Annotated in this window: 15 protein-coding genes and 1 riboswitch; of the genes, 4 read left to right on the forward strand and 11 right to left on the reverse strand. The window is 63.3% G+C overall.

Annotation, left to right across the window (positions count from 1 at the left end; translation table 11 throughout):
- Window positions 1-18 precede the first annotated feature (18 nt).
- From JF545_RS15400 to cobT, 8 genes are all read right to left on the reverse strand, one after another.
- Entirely contained in the window at window positions 19-1,971 is a 1,953-nt protein-coding gene (locus JF545_RS15400; RefSeq protein WP_242520895.1) for a TonB-dependent receptor domain-containing protein, read from the reverse strand.
- A gap of 207 nt (window positions 1,972-2,178) precedes the next feature.
- Window positions 2,179-2,395, reverse strand: a riboswitch (cobalamin riboswitch).
- Between the two features lie 117 nt (window positions 2,396-2,512).
- Window positions 2,513-2,932 carry a bifunctional adenosylcobinamide kinase/adenosylcobinamide-phosphate guanylyltransferase gene (locus tag JF545_RS15405; RefSeq protein WP_206943503.1) on the reverse strand — a complete coding sequence of 140 codons (420 nt, stop codon included), beginning with the start codon at window positions 2,930-2,932 and terminating at the stop codon, window positions 2,513-2,515.
- The gene (locus JF545_RS15410) at window positions 2,884-3,522 is read right to left on the reverse strand and encodes a histidine phosphatase family protein (RefSeq protein WP_206943505.1); all 639 of its coding nucleotides are present in this window, start codon (window positions 3,520-3,522) and stop codon (window positions 2,884-2,886) included. Before JF545_RS15410 ends, JF545_RS15405 begins: the two co-directional genes overlap by 49 nt.
- Complete coding sequence (locus tag JF545_RS15415; RefSeq protein ID WP_242520909.1) at window positions 3,474-4,247, reverse strand: adenosylcobinamide-GDP ribazoletransferase; 774 nt, start codon at window positions 4,245-4,247, stop codon at window positions 3,474-3,476. Before JF545_RS15415 ends, JF545_RS15410 begins: the two co-directional genes overlap by 49 nt.
- A 103-nt stretch (window positions 4,248-4,350) precedes the next feature.
- Window positions 4,351-4,920 (reverse strand): bifunctional adenosylcobinamide kinase/adenosylcobinamide-phosphate guanylyltransferase, encoded by a 570-nt coding sequence (locus JF545_RS15420; protein WP_206943507.1) that lies wholly within the window; start codon window positions 4,918-4,920, stop codon window positions 4,351-4,353.
- A complete protein-coding gene (cobD, locus tag JF545_RS15425) occupies window positions 4,917-6,062 on the reverse strand; it encodes a threonine-phosphate decarboxylase CobD (protein WP_206943509.1) in 1,146 nt (381 codons plus the stop codon). The genes JF545_RS15420 and cobD overlap by 4 nt, the downstream gene beginning before the upstream one ends.
- The gene (cbiB, locus tag JF545_RS15430) at window positions 6,059-7,162 is read right to left on the reverse strand and encodes an adenosylcobinamide-phosphate synthase CbiB (RefSeq protein ID WP_206943511.1); all 1,104 of its coding nucleotides are present in this window, start codon (window positions 7,160-7,162) and stop codon (window positions 6,059-6,061) included. Before cbiB ends, cobD begins: the two co-directional genes overlap by 4 nt.
- A gap of 35 nt (window positions 7,163-7,197) precedes the next feature.
- On the reverse strand, window positions 7,198-8,265 hold the full coding sequence (cobT, locus tag JF545_RS15435; protein ID WP_431606266.1) for a nicotinate-nucleotide--dimethylbenzimidazole phosphoribosyltransferase: 1,068 nt from the start codon (window positions 8,263-8,265) through the stop codon (window positions 7,198-7,200).
- A gap of 691 nt (window positions 8,266-8,956) precedes the next feature.
- Here cobT and JF545_RS15440 point away from each other — a divergent pair.
- The 4 genes from JF545_RS15440 (at window position 8,957) to JF545_RS15455 (ending at window position 13,748) form a co-directional block, all read left to right on the forward strand.
- Window positions 8,957-10,513 (forward strand): arylsulfatase, encoded by a 1,557-nt coding sequence (locus JF545_RS15440; protein ID WP_206943514.1) that lies wholly within the window; start codon window positions 8,957-8,959, stop codon window positions 10,511-10,513.
- Between the two features lie 145 nt (window positions 10,514-10,658).
- The gene (locus tag JF545_RS15445) at window positions 10,659-11,711 is read left to right on the forward strand and encodes a PA0069 family radical SAM protein (protein ID WP_206943516.1); all 1,053 of its coding nucleotides are present in this window, start codon (window positions 10,659-10,661) and stop codon (window positions 11,709-11,711) included.
- A 241-nt stretch (window positions 11,712-11,952) separates the two neighbouring features.
- The gene (locus JF545_RS15450) at window positions 11,953-13,269 is read left to right on the forward strand and encodes a sulfite oxidase (RefSeq protein WP_206943518.1); all 1,317 of its coding nucleotides are present in this window, start codon (window positions 11,953-11,955) and stop codon (window positions 13,267-13,269) included.
- Between the two features lie 14 nt (window positions 13,270-13,283).
- Window positions 13,284-13,748: a hypothetical protein gene (locus JF545_RS15455; RefSeq protein ID WP_206943520.1), complete on the forward strand. Its 465-nt coding sequence runs from the start codon at window positions 13,284-13,286 to the stop codon at window positions 13,746-13,748.
- 80 nt (window positions 13,749-13,828) lie between these two features.
- Here JF545_RS15455 and JF545_RS15460 read toward each other — a convergent pair whose 3' ends face one another.
- From JF545_RS15460 to JF545_RS15470, 3 genes are all read right to left on the reverse strand, one after another.
- Entirely contained in the window at window positions 13,829-14,509 is a 681-nt protein-coding gene (locus JF545_RS15460) for a glutathione S-transferase family protein (RefSeq protein WP_206943522.1), read from the reverse strand.
- Between the two features lie 73 nt (window positions 14,510-14,582).
- Window positions 14,583-15,419, reverse strand: a complete 837-nt coding sequence (locus JF545_RS15465) for a DUF2797 domain-containing protein (RefSeq protein WP_409995519.1) — start codon at window positions 15,417-15,419, stop codon at window positions 14,583-14,585.
- Window positions 15,403-15,687 carry a YeaC family protein gene (locus JF545_RS15470; protein WP_206943524.1) on the reverse strand — a complete coding sequence of 95 codons (285 nt, stop codon included), beginning with the start codon at window positions 15,685-15,687 and terminating at the stop codon, window positions 15,403-15,405. Before JF545_RS15470 ends, JF545_RS15465 begins: the two co-directional genes overlap by 17 nt.
- Between the last annotated feature and the right edge of the window lie 3 nt (window positions 15,688-15,690).

Below are 15,690 nucleotides of genomic sequence, written 5' to 3' on the forward strand. Positions count from 1 at the left end.
GACATCGACGGCCAACGCTCACAGGTTAAACCCGACGCTCAGGTAGGCGGCACGGCCCGGGTTCTCGTAGTCCCAGCCACCCTGGAAGGCAGACGCACCGGACGTCGCGTACTCACGGTCGAACACGTTTTCAAGGGTCAGGTTGGCCTTCCAGTCCGGGGCAAAGGCCCAGCCAGCGCGAAGGTCCAGGGTGCCGTAGCCGGCCAGCCGCTGGTCGTTGTTCACATCGTTGTAGCGATGGTCCTGGGCGACAAAGGACGCTCCCAGGTTCCAGTCACCCAGCTGGCGATCGGCGTCCACACGCAGGGTCTGGGAAGCACGGCGAATCAGCTGTTTGCCGGTGTCTCGGTCTTCTGGATCGGTATAGGCCGCGCTGGCCGCCAGGCTCCATTGATCGAGCTCGACACCGGCGGCCAGCTCGACCCCGCGGATACGCGCTTCGTTGACGTTAAAGGGGGCAAAGCGGGTACCACGCTGCTCGCTGGCGATCAGGTCATCAACGTTGGTCTGGTAGACGGCCAGGTCCCAGAACCACAGGTCGTACTGGCCGCGCAGTCCGAGCTCATAGGTCTCGGAGTCTTCGGGGTCCAGATCACTGTTGCCGTAACCGGGAAAGTACAGCTCGTTGAAGGTGGGCGCGCGGAAGGCGGTGCCATAGCTGGCACGCAGGGTGTGCGAAGGGTCCAGTTCGTAGCCCAGCGCCAGGTGACCGGTGACTTCTTCACCGAAGGCCTCATTGTCATCGTGACGAAGCCCCGCCTGCACCGAGAATGGCTGAAAGTCCATCAGCGCCTGGGCAAACACCGCCACATTATCGCGACTGGTCTCTTCGTAATCCGTGGTGCTGTCGACCTTGTCTTCCAGGTACTCGGCCCCCGCGACCACTTCATGGGCGCCCAGGCGCACACTGTTGTCCCATCGCAGCGTGCGGGTCTCGGTGTCGAACATGGTCGTCGTGGCCGGGCCGAAGGCGGTCGGCTCTGCGTGATCTTCCAGTTCGTCCCGCGCTTCACTCAGGGTCAGCCTGGACGACCAGTCCTCGGTCACGGGCACCTCGGCATAGACTCCGGCCACCTGCTGAACGTAGTCCAAATCGCCGCCCTCGTATTCACTGTTGCCGCTGGCCCGCAGGCCAAGAAACCCGAGGCGTGTGCCGCTATCGAAGGTGTGCGACAGACTGACCAGGCCCGAGGTGTTGTCATAGCCCTTGTCGTCGCCGCCGTCGCGGATCTCGGTGCCGTCACTGTCGAGGCGGGTGGCGCTGAGCTGATAGGAAGTGCCACCGTCACGGCCCGACAGGCTGGCCGAGGCCCGCTGCGTATTGAAGGAGCCACCGCCGACCTCGATGCTGGGCGTTGGCCCTTGCTCATCGGGGCTGTCGGTAAACAGCTGAACCACTCCACCTACCGCGTCGGCGCCATAAAGCGTGCCCCGGGGGCCACGCACGACCTCGATACGCTCGAACATGCGCGGCTCGAGATACTGCCAGCCTGGCCCCCCGTTGGTGGCCGAACGCAGGCGAATGCCGTCGATCATCATTACGGTGGAAGAGGAACCGGTACCGCGCAGATAGACGCTGGCCTGCTTGCCAAAGCTTCCGTTGGTGGAAATGTCGACCCCGGGCTGGCCACGCAGCGCCTCGACGATGCTGACCGGATCTCGCCGCTCGAGGGCCTGCTGATCGATGACGCTTACCGAGGACAGCGACTGACTGGCCGTGCGCGGCGCCAGCGTCGCAGATACGACCACAGGATCAAGCTCGGCTGTGACAGCTTCAGCAGAGGCAGATTCGGCAGAAACAGCGGGGAACGCAGACGCTGTGGAGACGGTAGACGTGGACGATTGCGCGTTGGCCTGCCCCACCAGCAACCAGGGGGCGGCGGCAAGTCCAGCGACCATCACGGCATGGCGAGCGGTCAAACGTTGACGACACTGGACTGACGGAACAGCAGAAGAGCAAGAAGACGACATCGGTGTATCCCTTGGTGCCGCGCGTCCCCGCACGGCATGAACCCTTGAAGGCCGAGGAGCGGGAGGGAAACCTGACGTGGCGCTGGCACGCCTGTCGTCGAATCATCGCCGGTCGCTGACGACGATGACCCGGCAGCTCGTCAAGGCATGAGGTCAGCCGAGACGCGCCAGCAACAAGAGATGCCGTGCACCGGGACCCCACCGCCCCTTGGCATGGCTCTTCAGGCCGGTCTCCGGGCTTACGAGCAGAACCCTTGTGGCTCTGGCGCGCTTGCCTTCCCGTGGCCTGTCTAGAGGCAGCACAGTGGCATGATGAAGCACGCTTGACTCGATCACCGTTGCGGGGGCAGCGCCGGGTTCACACCGACTTCCCGTTTCACCCCACGTGTCTATTGACGTTCGTGACCCGCGCGCCTTGCGAAGTAAGAAGGCTGACGCCGGGGCCGTCCTGCACGTTGGTTGGGGCACCTGAGAGTGGACGTAAGCTAGCAACCCGGGTGACGGGCGTCAACGACACAGATCAAGCGGCATGCCCCCAGCATCAAGGAAGGGCACCGGACAGCGGCATCATTAGACCATGGCGCACCAACGTGACCGAGTCAGCCTGTTGGCAGGCATCCTGGCCAAGCCAGCCCATCAGGTCACGCAGCCGACGCTGTTCGGGGTCGACGGGCACGATGCCACGCCCGACCTCCTGCACGATCGCGATACGCGGACCAGCCCCCGAGCGCAGCCGCGTGAAGGCGTCGCGCCACTGGCCTTGCAACTCCTGATCGGAAGCCCTGGGCAACGCCCAGGTCAGCCAGTCCAACCAGTCGCAGACGACCAGCGACTCCGCTGAACCCAGCGCGTCGACGCTGCCGCTCAACCACTCATGCGCCTTACACCAGCGGGCGCCAGGGTACTGCTCTGCTACTCGCTGGTGCTTGCCACTGTGGGCACCGCCGAGGAAGACGTGCATGTGATCTCCCCTGCCTGTCGGGTCAGTGTCCAGCGTCGCCCGGCCGCCTGGCCAACGACGCCCTGCCAGAACGGGACGCCCTCGAACTCACGTCTCAGTTCACGGATCACGCCGCCATGGGTGACCACCAGCACTCGCCGGTGCCCCGCCTCGACGGCGGCATCAAAGATCGCATCAAGCGCCAGCGCCAGTCGCTCGCGCAGATCCTGGGCGGATTCGCCCCCCGGCGGGGCCAGCTCGCCGGCGCTTTCGATCCAGTCGCGGTACACCGGATCATCCTTGAGCTCTTCCCACTGGCGGCCTTCGAATTCACCAAAGTCATTCTCGCGCAGGCGCCGGTCCAACCGTGGAGCGGGCCAGCCTCGCCCCTCGGCAATATGGGCGAGCGTCTGACAGCAGCGCGTCAGGTCGCTGGCCACCACCGCGTCAAAGACCTCATCGGCGAGTTCGTCCCGCAGGCGGTCCATATCGCCAAGCGCGTCGGGCATCAGCAGCGGAATATCCCGCTGACCTTGATACCGCTTGTCGAGATTCCATTGCGTCAGCCCGTGGCGAACCACCACCAGCTCGAGACGACTATCAGAAGCCATACTTCTCCTCCTTCGATGGCGCTGCCCAGCATATCGCCGTTGATACCGCGAAAGGCCTGGATCATCCCGCGACCAAAGCACCAGGTAAAGGCCCCCATGGCCAGCGCCATGCCCAGCAGCCCGAACAACGGAGCCACCAGCACCAAGGCCAGGCAGGGCAGCAAGGCAAGCGCGAGGTCGCCCCAGTAGAGCCCCTGTTGCCACTGATAGGCCAGCCCCTGGGGCCGGGCAGCGGGTACGCTGATCAGAAGCGCTACCGCCGCCCCCCGGGACAGGGCGGGCAGTACCACAAGCCCCCACAGTGGTGCCTCCAGCGCCAGCCAGCACCACAGCAGTGCTCCCTTCCATGCCAGCAGAAACACCAGTGCCAGGATGCCGAAACTGCCCACCTGGGGATCCTTCATGATCTCCCAGCGACGTTCCAGCGAGGTGTTGCTGCCAAGGGCGTCGGCCAGGTCCATGACACCATCCAGATGCAGCCCGCCGGTCGCGCCGACCCACAGGGTCAGCAGCAACAGCGCTCTCAGCGGGTCCGGCAAGGCACTGGAGGCAGCCGCCAGCGACGCCATTAGCCCGCCTATGGCGAGCCCCACCAGCGGGTAGCAACGTGCCGCCCAGCGCCGATTGGCGTCATTCCAGTCGATCGCGATCGGCAGCGGTATCCGGGTCAAAAACTGGATCGCCAGCCCCAGACCCGCCAGCATCGGCGCACAGCGTGTTGTCATGTCTTTCACCAGATTCTCCTGCCGCATCTTCCTTGCACGCTGTCCTGTCAGAGGTGCGGGCCCAGCCGTCAGGGAGCCACTGTCGCATCACTGGTCTTGGCCACTACCTGCCACTACCTGCCACTGCCGGCCACTCAATCATCTGCCCTGCCACCACTTCGATCACCCGGTCGGCCCGACGTGCCAACAGCCGATGTAGCCGCTGCAGTTCTCGCACATACCAGCGCACCAGCGCATCCTGGGCAGGTAGCTCCTCATTGAGGTCGTTGGACACCACGACCAAGTGGATATCCCGCTGACGCGCATCGGCCAGTACGGCCGCCAGCTCCGCCTGAGCAAGCCGTGCTGCCTGGCGCCTTGGGCCGGGATCGATGCCGTCGGCAAACAGGCGTTGGCTTGTCCATAGGGTCAGGCAATCCAGCAGGACGCTATCGCCAGGAGCCACGGTACGCCAGGGGTCGAGCAGCTGCAGCGGTGCTTCCAGGGTGCGCCAGTGGCGATCACGGCGGGCCCGGTGACGGGCCACTCGAGCCGCCATTTCGCGGTCACTGGAGCGAGCCGTCGCCAGATACCAGAGCTGGCTACTGGGCCTGTCAGCGTGCAGCGCAAGAGCCGCCTGTTCAGCGATACGACTCTTTCCGGAGCGAACGCCTCCCGCGATAAAGACGATCATGCGCCGCTGCCCCACCGCTCTGCCTGTGGCGAATCGCGCCACTCTTCCAGCCGCCGTATCAGCAGCTGATTCCCCTGTCGTTGCTGCAATGCCACACGCACCCAGGCACCGTCGAGGCCAGCGAAGGTGTGGGTGTGACGAACCAAGACGCCATCACGCGCCAGGTGTCTGACGAGGCCTTCACCTTTTGCTCGGGATGGCGCCCCTGGCGGGCGAAACAGGACAAAGTTGGCTTGGGTCGGCAGGGCGACCAGGCCAAGCCTGCCCAGCGCCGGTGGCAGATAGGCACGCTCGGCCATGACCCAGTCCCGCGTCCTGCTGGCAAAGTCGGTATCCGCCAGAAGGGCCGGCACCAGAGCACTGGCCAGTCCATTGACGCTCCACGCTGGCTGATGACGCTGCAGGCGTCGACAGCAGCTCGCTGACGCCACCAGGTAGCCAAGGCGCAGGCCAGCCAGGGCGTAAAATTTGGTCAATGAGCGCAGCAATATCAGCGGCAGCCCCTGGTCCACCAGCGCCGTCAATGACATTCCAGGGTCGGCAAAGTCGACAAAGGCCTCGTCCACCACCACCAGAGCCCCACGGCGTCTTGCCGCCTCTAGCAATGTCACCACGTCCTCGCGGGCCATGCAGGCACCGGTGGGATTGTTGGGCCGACAGAGGAATATCAGATCGACCTTGTCGGCGGAGGCGTCCAGGCGAGACGTCAACCGTTCGATATCCAGCGGCGCACCCTCGGGATTCAGCTCATATCGCTCGACGGCGATCCCGTTGAGCGCGCAAGCTCGCGCATACTCTCCAAAGGTGGGTTCGACGATCAGCGCGCGCCCGCCTCGGTATGCACTGGCCACAAGATGGATGGCTTCGGCGCCGCCATTGGTCAACAGCAACCGATCAGCGCCGAGACCCAACGCGGCTGCCAAGGCCGCATAGGCCGCGGGGTGGCCAGGATCAGGGTAGTGCCGGACGCTCTCCAGGCTGTCCTTCAGCCAATCGGCCAGCCAATCGGGAGGCCCCAGGGGGTTGAGACTGGCACTGAGGTCGAGCCGCGGTTCGGTCCCCGCCAGGCCGAGCCGCTGCAGCAACGCCACGCCCTGCCCGCCGTGTTCGGGCCAGTCCGCCTTCGTCCCTCGCTGATTCACGCCACACTCCCCAGAGCCAGTATCGCCAACGACATCACTATCAGGCTGCCCAGAGTGCCGGCGTAAAGACAGTGAATCGCCGCCGCAATGTGTGCAGGCCTCAGTGGCTGCAACGGTGTGCCGAGTACGGCGCGCCGGCTGACCTGCTCGCCATACCGATTGGTCCCTCCCAGCTGCACGCCCAGCAGGTTTGCCACCATGGCTTCAGGCCAGCCCGCATTGGGACTGGGGTGAGACGGTGCCTGGCGGCGGGTCGCACCAAGCGCGCCCTGTACATTGCCATGCACCTGATAGTCGCCGCGCAGAGGCGCTGGCACTATCCACCGGACTAGCCACATGAACAGCCACATGACCAGCCACATGGCCAGCGCCGTCAGCCGTGCCGGCACCAGGTTGACCAGGTCATCGAGTCGCGCCGCTGCCCAGCCAAACGCCAGGTAGCGCTCACTGCGGTGGCCGACCATGGAATCCAGGGTATTGATCGCCTTGTAAGCCAGCGCCAGCGGCGCTCCGCCTACCAGCGCCCAGAACAGGGGGGCGGTGATACCGTCGACGGTGTTCTCGGCCACGCTCTCCACGCAGGCGCGGGTCACACCGGTCTCATCGAGCTCGCGAGTATCGCGCCCCACGATCGCCGACACCGCCAGGCGTGCGCTCGCCAGGTCGCCGGCCATCAGAGGAACCGCCACCTGCCGCGCTGCCAGCACCAATCCTCGGCAGGCCAGGCACGTCCATATCAACAGCAGTTCCAGCGCCAGGCCCCACCAGGGGCTGACGGAGGCTGCCAGGCCAAGGGCGAACGCCGATGCGGCCCACACCAGCCCCACCACGATCAGCACCAGCGCTATGCCATTGAGGCGACGCCCTATCTGGCTGCCACGATTGAGGACGCTCTCCAGCTTGGCAATCAAGCGTCCCATCCCCACCACCGGGTGTGGCAGCCAGCGAGGATCACCCAGCCACAGGTCCAGGATCAGCGCCAGCACCACCACGATGAGCCCAACACTGCTGAAGGGGGCCAGGCCCAGCGGCTCAAACCAGGACAAGCCCTCCGGCGCCTTATCGGCAAGGACCGCCTGCCACTCGCTTGCTGCATTCATCGAGGCCCACCGACTCCCTTCGCTGCCATCGACACTCATTGGCCAGCATCGACGCCGGCATCATCGAAGGTCGCCATTTCTGCGAGCATGTCGCAGGCGCTTTGCAGCAGCGGATAGGCCAAGGCAGCCCCACTGCCCTCGCCCAGTCTGAGGCCGAGCGCCAGCAGTGGCTCCCCGCCGAGGGCGGCCAGGGCCTCGCCATGCCCCGCTTCATCGCTGCGATGACCAAACACCAGGTAGTCGCGCACACCGGGGGCCAGGCGCGTCGCGGCGAGCGCCGCCACCGTGGCGATAAAACCATCTACCAGCACCGGGGTGCGACTGGCCGCAGCGGACACGCAGGCTCCCGCCATGGCCACAATCTCAAGCCCACCGAACCGCGCCAGGGTATCCAGTGCAGTGCGCCCGGTTCCACGGGCCAGCGCCCTGCCGATGACCTCACGCTTATGGCGTAGACGTTGATCGTCGATACCCGTGCCGCGTCCGGTCACGGCATCCACCGAGAGCCCGGTAAAGGCGGCCAGCAAGGCACTGCTCGCGGTGGTATTGGCGATCCCCATTTCCCCCAAGATCAGGCACCCGGCACCCTGATCGGTGGCACGCCGCGCGGCGCGGACACCGACGTTCAGGGCAGCCTGCACGTCATCCTGGCTCATGGCATCTTCCCTGGCGATATTGCCGGTGCCGCTTCTGACTCGATCAACGACAACGCCTGCCACTCCCGCGCAGGATGTGGACACACCTACATCGACCACTTCCAGGCGAGCCTTGAGGCGTCTGGCGAAAACATTGATGGCGGCCCCACCCTGGGCAAAGTTGGCCACCATCTGCGCCGTGACGGAGGCAGGAAACGCCGACACGCCCTCCGCCGCTACCCCGTGATCGGCAGCGAAGACAATGACGGCAGGAGGGTCGACACGCGGCAATGCCTGCCCGGTCATTGCCGCCAGGTCCGCCACAAGGTGTTCCAACTTGCCCAGGCTACCCGGCGGCTTGGTCAGACGGTCAAGACGAGCGCAGGCGCGCTGCCGTGCCAGAGGATCCAGAGGAGGAATGCTGTCAAGCAGCTCGGTGAGAGTCGGGGGCGGGTTCAGCTCGGGCACGTCAGATCATCCGGTGGGCTGGAGCGCTGCATACAGCGGCGTTTCAAGTGGTCCGCTCGCCGGACGACAGCGGCGGAGTCGAAAGGGCGAGCTTAGCAGATCGCCTCAATGGCTTCTGCATCACCTGAGTGGCGTGTACAACGCCCTGAGTCGACCTCCCTCCTGTGCTCCGCCCAGCCAGCCCCTCTTGAGGGAGCGCATCCCTTAGACGCTGCCACCAGACTCCAGCTGCAGGCCTCGGAAATCCTTGGAAGCGCACGTTCAAACGGCCAGCTGACCACCGAACGGCTGCTGACGGCAGTAACGCCATCTGGAAGACATGCGAACCCACGGCGATCACGCACGAGTGGATGCTGGCGCCTGCGGAATGCCGCTCTGCCCGGCATAAATGTCTCATAACATTGATAATGATCAGGGAGTTGCCGAAATGTCATATCGACACAGGATATTCAGCAACTATGCTGATCTGCAGTCGCCTTACGCACTGAGGCATGCCTTACGCATGCTTCAGTGCGTCGCGTTTAAGGAAAACGCGACCCCCTCTCCCATGGCAAACAAGGACCCTACCCTCACGCTTCAAGACGCCAGACCCGGCGAGGCGTCGCAAGACCCGGAAATACCGCAGCACCACCGCGGTAACCAAGCCGTTTTCGCATCATGCACTGAAACACGCTAACGAAAAGGAGTGATCATGAGATTGCATTCGTCGGTATCCAGTACGCCCTGGAAGGGCATCGTGGTGGCATCGCTGGCAGCTGTCAGCCTTGCCGCAAGCATCCAGCCTGCCGCGGCTACCGAAGAGGACGACTCATCGGACAAGCCAAACATCCTGGTCATCATGGGTGACGATATCGGCTGGTTCAACACCAGTGCCTATAACAACGGCATGATGGGCTATACCACACCCAATATCGATAGCATCGCTGAGGAAGGCATTCGCTTTACCGACGCCTACGGCCAGCAGAGCTGTACCGCCGGTCGCTCTGCCTTTATCACCGGCCAGTCACCCAAGCGAACCGGTCTTCTCAAGATTGGCATGCCAGGGGACCCCCTCGGCCTGCAGCCGGAAGACCCCACCATCGCCGAAATCCTCAAGCCGATGGGCTACGCCACCGGCCAGTTCGGCAAGAACCACCTGGGTGACCGCGACGAGTACCTGCCGACCAATCATGGCTTCGACGAGTTCTTCGGCAACCTCTACCACCTGAATGCGGAAGAAGAACCGGAAAACCCCGACTACCCGGGTGACCCAGAATTCCGTGAGCAGTTCGGCCCACGTGGCGTCATTCGCTCCACCGCCGATGGCCAGATCGAGGATACCGGCCCGCTGACCAAGCAGCGTATGGAAACCATCGATGAGGAATTCCTGGCCGCGACAGAGGACTTCATCGAGCGCCAGGAAGCCTCGGATACGCCCTGGTTCGTGTGGTACAACACCACCCGCATGCACATCTTCACCCACCTGAAGGATGAGAGCGAAGGCCGCACCGGACTGGGTGTCTACGCCGACGGTATGGTCGAACATGACGCTCTCGTGGGTCGCCTGCTCGACAAGCTCGAAGAGCTGGGCGCTGATGACAACACCATCATCGTCTACACCACCGACAATGGTGCCGAGAAGTTTACCTGGCCGGATGGCGGGACCACGCCCTTCCGCGGCGAAAAGGCGACCACCTGGGAAGGGGGTATTCGCGTTCCATTCATGATGAGCTGGCCGGGCCATATCGCACCGGGACAGGTCTCCAACGAGATCTTGTCACTGGAGGACATGTTCCCGACGCTGATCGCCGCCGCGGGTGAGCCCGACATCAAGCAGAAGCTGCTCGACGGCTACAGCGCCGGTGACAAGGACTTCAACGTCCACCTCGATGGCTACAACCTGCTGCCTAACCTTACCGGTGCCGAAGATGCCGGCGAATGGCCGCGCAACACCTTCTTCGCCTTCGTCGATGACGGTTCGCTGGGTGCCGTGCGCTTCGATCGCTTCAAGGCCCACTTCAGCATCCAGGAGCACGAGGGGATGGACGCATGGCGGCGTCCGCAGACCCAGCTCAAGGCCCCGCTCTTGATCGACCTGCAGGCGGACCCCTTCGAGGCAGCCCCGCTGGATTCTTCCTACTATGACGACTGGCAGCTGCGTCGCATGTATGCCTTTGGTCCGGTAGGCAAGATCGTGGCGGACTTCATGGCCACCTTTGAAGAATACCCCCAGCGCCAGGAAGCCGGCTCCTTTACGCCGAAGCAATAACGCTTCCCTGGTAAACCAACAAGAGGCCGCCCTTGGGCGGCCTCTTGCGGTTGCACCCCCTTCCCTCGCGAGCGCCAAAACACTGGATATAAAAACAGTTATCTACTAACCTATGACCATCGAAAACGGCCGAGGATCAGACCCGATGGATCCGATCAAGGGACGCGGTGCCACCTTCTCACCGGCCAACCGCTTTGCCCCGACCCGCAGCGAAGCGGAGCATGATGGCTGGTGGCAGGAGGCGATGCCCGAGCGCATCGCTACGGTAACGGCAACAGAATCCGCCAAGAGCGCCCTGTCGTGGAATCGCTCACCCGATCTGCCCTTTGACCGTTCCATCAATCCTTACCGAGGCTGCGAGCATGGCTGCATCTACTGCTATGCGCGGCCAAGTCATGCCTATTGGGACATGTCCCCCGGGATCGATTTCGAAACACGCCTGATCGCCCGAACCGGGCTGGTGGAGCGGCTTCGTGAAGAGCTGTGCAAACCACAGTACGTCTGCCGCCCCATCAACCTGTCCGGCAATACCGATGCCTATCAACCCATCGAAGCCGAGTACCGCTCTACGCGGGCGTTACTTGAGCTGCTGCTGGAATGCCGACACCCGGTCACCTTGATCACCAAGAGCACGCTGATCCTGCGCGACAAGGAGGTGTTACAGGCCTTGGCGCGACGGCGGCTGGTCAAGGTCATGATCAGCCTCACTAGCCTGGATGACGATCTCAAACGGCGCTTGGAGCCCAGGGCTGCCTCGCCCAAGGCAAGGCTGAAAACCTTGCACGAGCTGGCGGCTCTCGGCATCCCCACCGGCGCCCTGATATCGCCGGTCATTCCCGGATTGACCGATCATGAGCTTGAAACCTTGCTGACCGCTGCGAAAGACGCGGGGGCCAGCAGTGCAGGTTGGATGCTGCTGCGTCTACCCCATGAAGTCGCCCCACTGTTTGCAGAGTGGCTCGAGCATCATTACCCACAACGCGCAGCAAAGGTGATGAGCCTGATTCGCCAGTGTCGCAACGGACAGGACTACGACAGCCGTTTTGGTCACCGCATGCGCGGCCAAGGAGTCTTCGCCGACCTGCTCGATCAGCGCTACCGTAAGGCCTGCCGTCGCCTTGGCCTGCCACAGCGCGATGAAACGACGCTGGATACCTCCAGCTTCAGGCCTCCCCAGCGGCAGGGGTCACTGTTCTGACTGTCGTACCTTCTGCGATGTCACCCTTGCTGGCGGCGTTCGCGGCCCATCTCGCCTGACCTCACTTAAGAACCGCTTCTAGCTGCACAAACGCCTCGTGCTGCAGAACCGCTTCGTCTGACGCTTCGTCCTATGCTGGTTCCATCATCGATACGCCACTGGCCTGGCCGGTCACTACGGGACTGCCTACTCTGACAACACCCTGGCATAACGAAAGACCAAATAACGATAAGGAGCCCCCATGCGCCGGCGCACCAAGGGCCTGCACGCCCTGTACCGAGAAGACCCCATCCAAGCCGACCGACTTCTGTGGGGCCGTGAAACGGACCCTGTCAGTCGACGAGGTTTCTTGCGAAGGTCCAGCCTGTTGGCCATGAGCGCTGCACTAGGCGCCAGCATCCCCTTCGCCAGGCATATGCCAAGCGGGCTGATTCCCGCCGCCCTGGCCCAGAGCGAAGAAGCCTTCGAGATTGAAGGCAAGGAGGGGCTGATCGTTCTCAACGACAGACCGATCAACGCCGAGACACCGGCCCACCTGCTTGACGACGACATCACCCCGGCCCGCTACATGTTCGTGCGTAACAACGGTCTGCCCCCGGAACGAGCCGAGATCGATCCCGCCACCTGGACGCTGGAAATCAGCGGTGAGTCATGCCTCAACCCCACCACCTTTACCATCGCCGAGTTGCAAGAGCGTTTCTCCGCACACACCTACCAACTGCAGGTAGAGTGCGGCGGCAACGGTCGCAGCGAGTTCGTCCCTGGGGCCAGCGGCAATCAGTGGACCACTGGTGCGGTGGCCTGCCCGACCTTTACCGGCGTCCGTCTGCGTGACGTATTGGAAACCTGCGGCGTGGCCGAGGACGCCGTCTATATCGGCTACTACGGCGCCGACCGCCATGCCAGCGGAGCCGCCGACAAGGAGGCGATCTCTCGCGGCGTGCCGATGAAAAAAGCCCTGGAGGACGAGTCGCTGATTGCCTGGGCCATGAACGGTGAAGATATCCCCTACCAGAATGGCTACCCGCTACGTTTGGTGTGCGGTGGCTGGCCGGGCTCGGTATCGGGCAAGTGGCTCAAGCAGATCGTCGTGCGCAATCAGAAGCACGATGGGGCCAAGATGGCACCACCTTCCTACAGCATACCGGCCAACCCAGTGGCCCCGGGCACCGAGGTGGCCAAGGAGGACTTTGTCACCATCCAGTCGATGCCGGTGAAGTCATTGATCACCTATCCCCGCTCTGGCATCGAACATGCACAGGGCCAGCCGCTGGAGGTGCGCGGCCACGCTTGGGCCGGTGACCTGTCCGTCTCGGAGGTCTACACCTCGATTGACTTCGGCGCCACCTGGCACAAGGCCAGCTTGAGAGACGCGCCCAACCGCCTGGCCTGGCAGCGCTTTAGCACCCAGGTTGCGTTCCCCGAACCCGGCTACTACGAGGTCTGGGCCAGGGCCGTTGACCAGCACGGCGCGTCGCAGCCCATGGTGGTCCCTGGATGGAATCCCAAGGGCTATCTCAACAACGCCTGCCATCGCATCGCGGTTCACGTCGGCTGAGGGAGGGAACAGGCATGGGGTTACGTATCACGTTAGCGAGCAGGGAGGCCAGACCACTGCTGGTCAGCCTGCTGGTCGGCCCGGTACTGTTTAGCCCGTTGGGCCTGGCTCCGGCAGCCGCCCAGGACGATGGACCGGCGACGTCGGCGGTGGCTTCTGCCGATGAGGGACCTGGTATCGATCCTGACAGCGGCTTCGTGATGGGCGAAGGCTGGCAAACGGTCAAGGGCAACTGCACCATCTGTCACTCGGCCGCCCTGGTGACCCAGAATCGCGGCTCACGCGACCACTGGGCCTACCTGATCGACTGGATGCAGGAGACCCAGGGCCTTTGGCAATTCAACCCGGAAATGGAAGACACCATTCTCGACTACCTGTCGACCTACTATGGACCGAGGACAGATGCCAGACGCCAGAACCTGCCCAAGCACCTGATGCCACCAAGAGCGCAGGCCAGCGAACCCGATTCAAAAGACTGACGCATCCGTCCGGCCAGCACAGGTGAGTAAGCATAGGTTGGTTTATACAATCCGGTCAGCACAGGCACGCTAGCTGTCCTTTAGCGCAGATCTGTCAGTACGGTTCCACTGGCGTGGATCTGCGCTTCAAGCTCCGGCTCGCGACAGGGCTCTTCCAGCGCCTCGCTTTGCCATTGTTGCATCGCAGGTAGCGCGCGCAGGCGCTCAAGATAGTCTCGCGCCTGACCCTCCATGGGAAGATCGTAGGTCTGCTGCCTGAAGGCTATCGGGGCGAAAAAGGCATCCACGGCAGAAAACGCCCCGCCGCCGAGGTAAGGGCCGCCAAAGCGCGCCAAGCCATCCTCAAACAGCTCATTGAGACGTTCGATATCTCGCAACACTTCGGGGCTCAGCTGATGGAGCCTGACGCGCAAGGCACAGTGCATTGGGCACTGCTCGCGCAGTGCGAGAAACCCTGAGTGCATCTCGGCGCAGGCACTTCTGGCCCAGGCCCGAGCCCCGGGGTCAGCGGGCCAGACGCCAGGATGGCGCTCAGCCAGATACTCGACAATGGACAAAGAATCCCACACGACCTGATGGCCATCGTGCAGACAAGGGACCCTGCCGCTGGGTGAGAAGCGACGAAAGGCGTCAAAGCTGTCGCCCTGCTCATCAAACGGGTGAAAGGCCAGCTCGAAGGGGATATCCCCCTGGCGCAGGGTCATCCAGGCCCGCAGTGACCAGGATGACATCTGACGATTGGCAATATGCAGCACGTACATGGCACCTCTCCTTGGCTCTTACCATCCACCGCGTCATTGACTGGGGCGATCCTGGCAAGGCGGCAGAGGAACCTCAAGCAGCGAGGGAAATCTCGTACCCGGTGTACTTGCGCAGGTTGATCACTCCGCTATCGAACATCAGGTACTGCCCCTTGATGCCTATCAAGGTACCTTCCACCACCGGATGTTTATCCAAGTTATGCGACGTCACCTTGGTGGGATGTTCCAGTACAGGGTAGGCAAAATGCCGAACGCTATCATCCAGCACCCGGATGGCATCAGCACTGAAACGCTCACGCAGGCTCGATAGCCCGCTCGATAGCCGCTCCAGCAAAAGATCACGCTCGGCCACCAGGTCCAGCTCCTCGACCTGGCCCTTGAGCATGGCTCGCCAGTTGGTGCGATCAGAGACTTCCTCCTTGAACAGCACTTCGACGAAGCCCGACTGCTGGCGCGTATCGACCTCGAGAATGGGCAGTGCCTGAATGGCACCCTGGTCCAGCCAGCGAGTAGGTACCTGAGTACCGCGGGTGATACCGACCTTGAGCCCGGAAGCATTGGACAGGTACACCACATGGGGCTGAAAACAGAAGCGTTCACCCCACTGTGGGTCACGACAGGTCCCCGCGAAGAAGTGACACAGCTCAGGCTTCATGATGCAGCTGTCACACTGGGCGAGGCGCTTGAAGCAGGGATAGCAGTGCCCCTGGCCAAAACTTTTCTTGGTGGCTCGCCCACAGTGGGTGCAGGCGATGGCGCCACTCCACTCGAGGCGCAGGGTGTGGCCCAGGTAGTCGTTGAGCGGCAGACGGTTCTCGCCAGCCTTGAGGGTATAGCGCGCGGGGGAGTCGGGTTCGACCCCCATCTTGGACAGACAACCGTGGGCAAGCACTTCAGTCACGACTGGCATCCCGGGCAAGCCCCGCCATCTCCGCGGATACCCCCGCACCACTGGCAGCCGCACCGCAGGTACGCTGCTCGAGATAGCCAATACGGCTGTCCTCGGGCACGTTATTTTCATGCTCGTAGCGCATCACGGCTTCCATGCAAAGCTCGGTCTGCTCGGGGGTCAGCATCCGCCCGTCTGGCCACTTGCGCAGCGATACCGCCTGTTTCAGGCTCTGATAGATCGCCGGCGTCATTTGGGAAATCATTCGCTCGAAGGTCATGTCGCTCATGGG

The sequence above is a fragment of the Halomonas litopenaei genome (genome assembly GCF_017303055.1).
GTDB lineage: Bacteria > Pseudomonadota > Gammaproteobacteria > Pseudomonadales > Halomonadaceae > Halomonas > Halomonas litopenaei_A.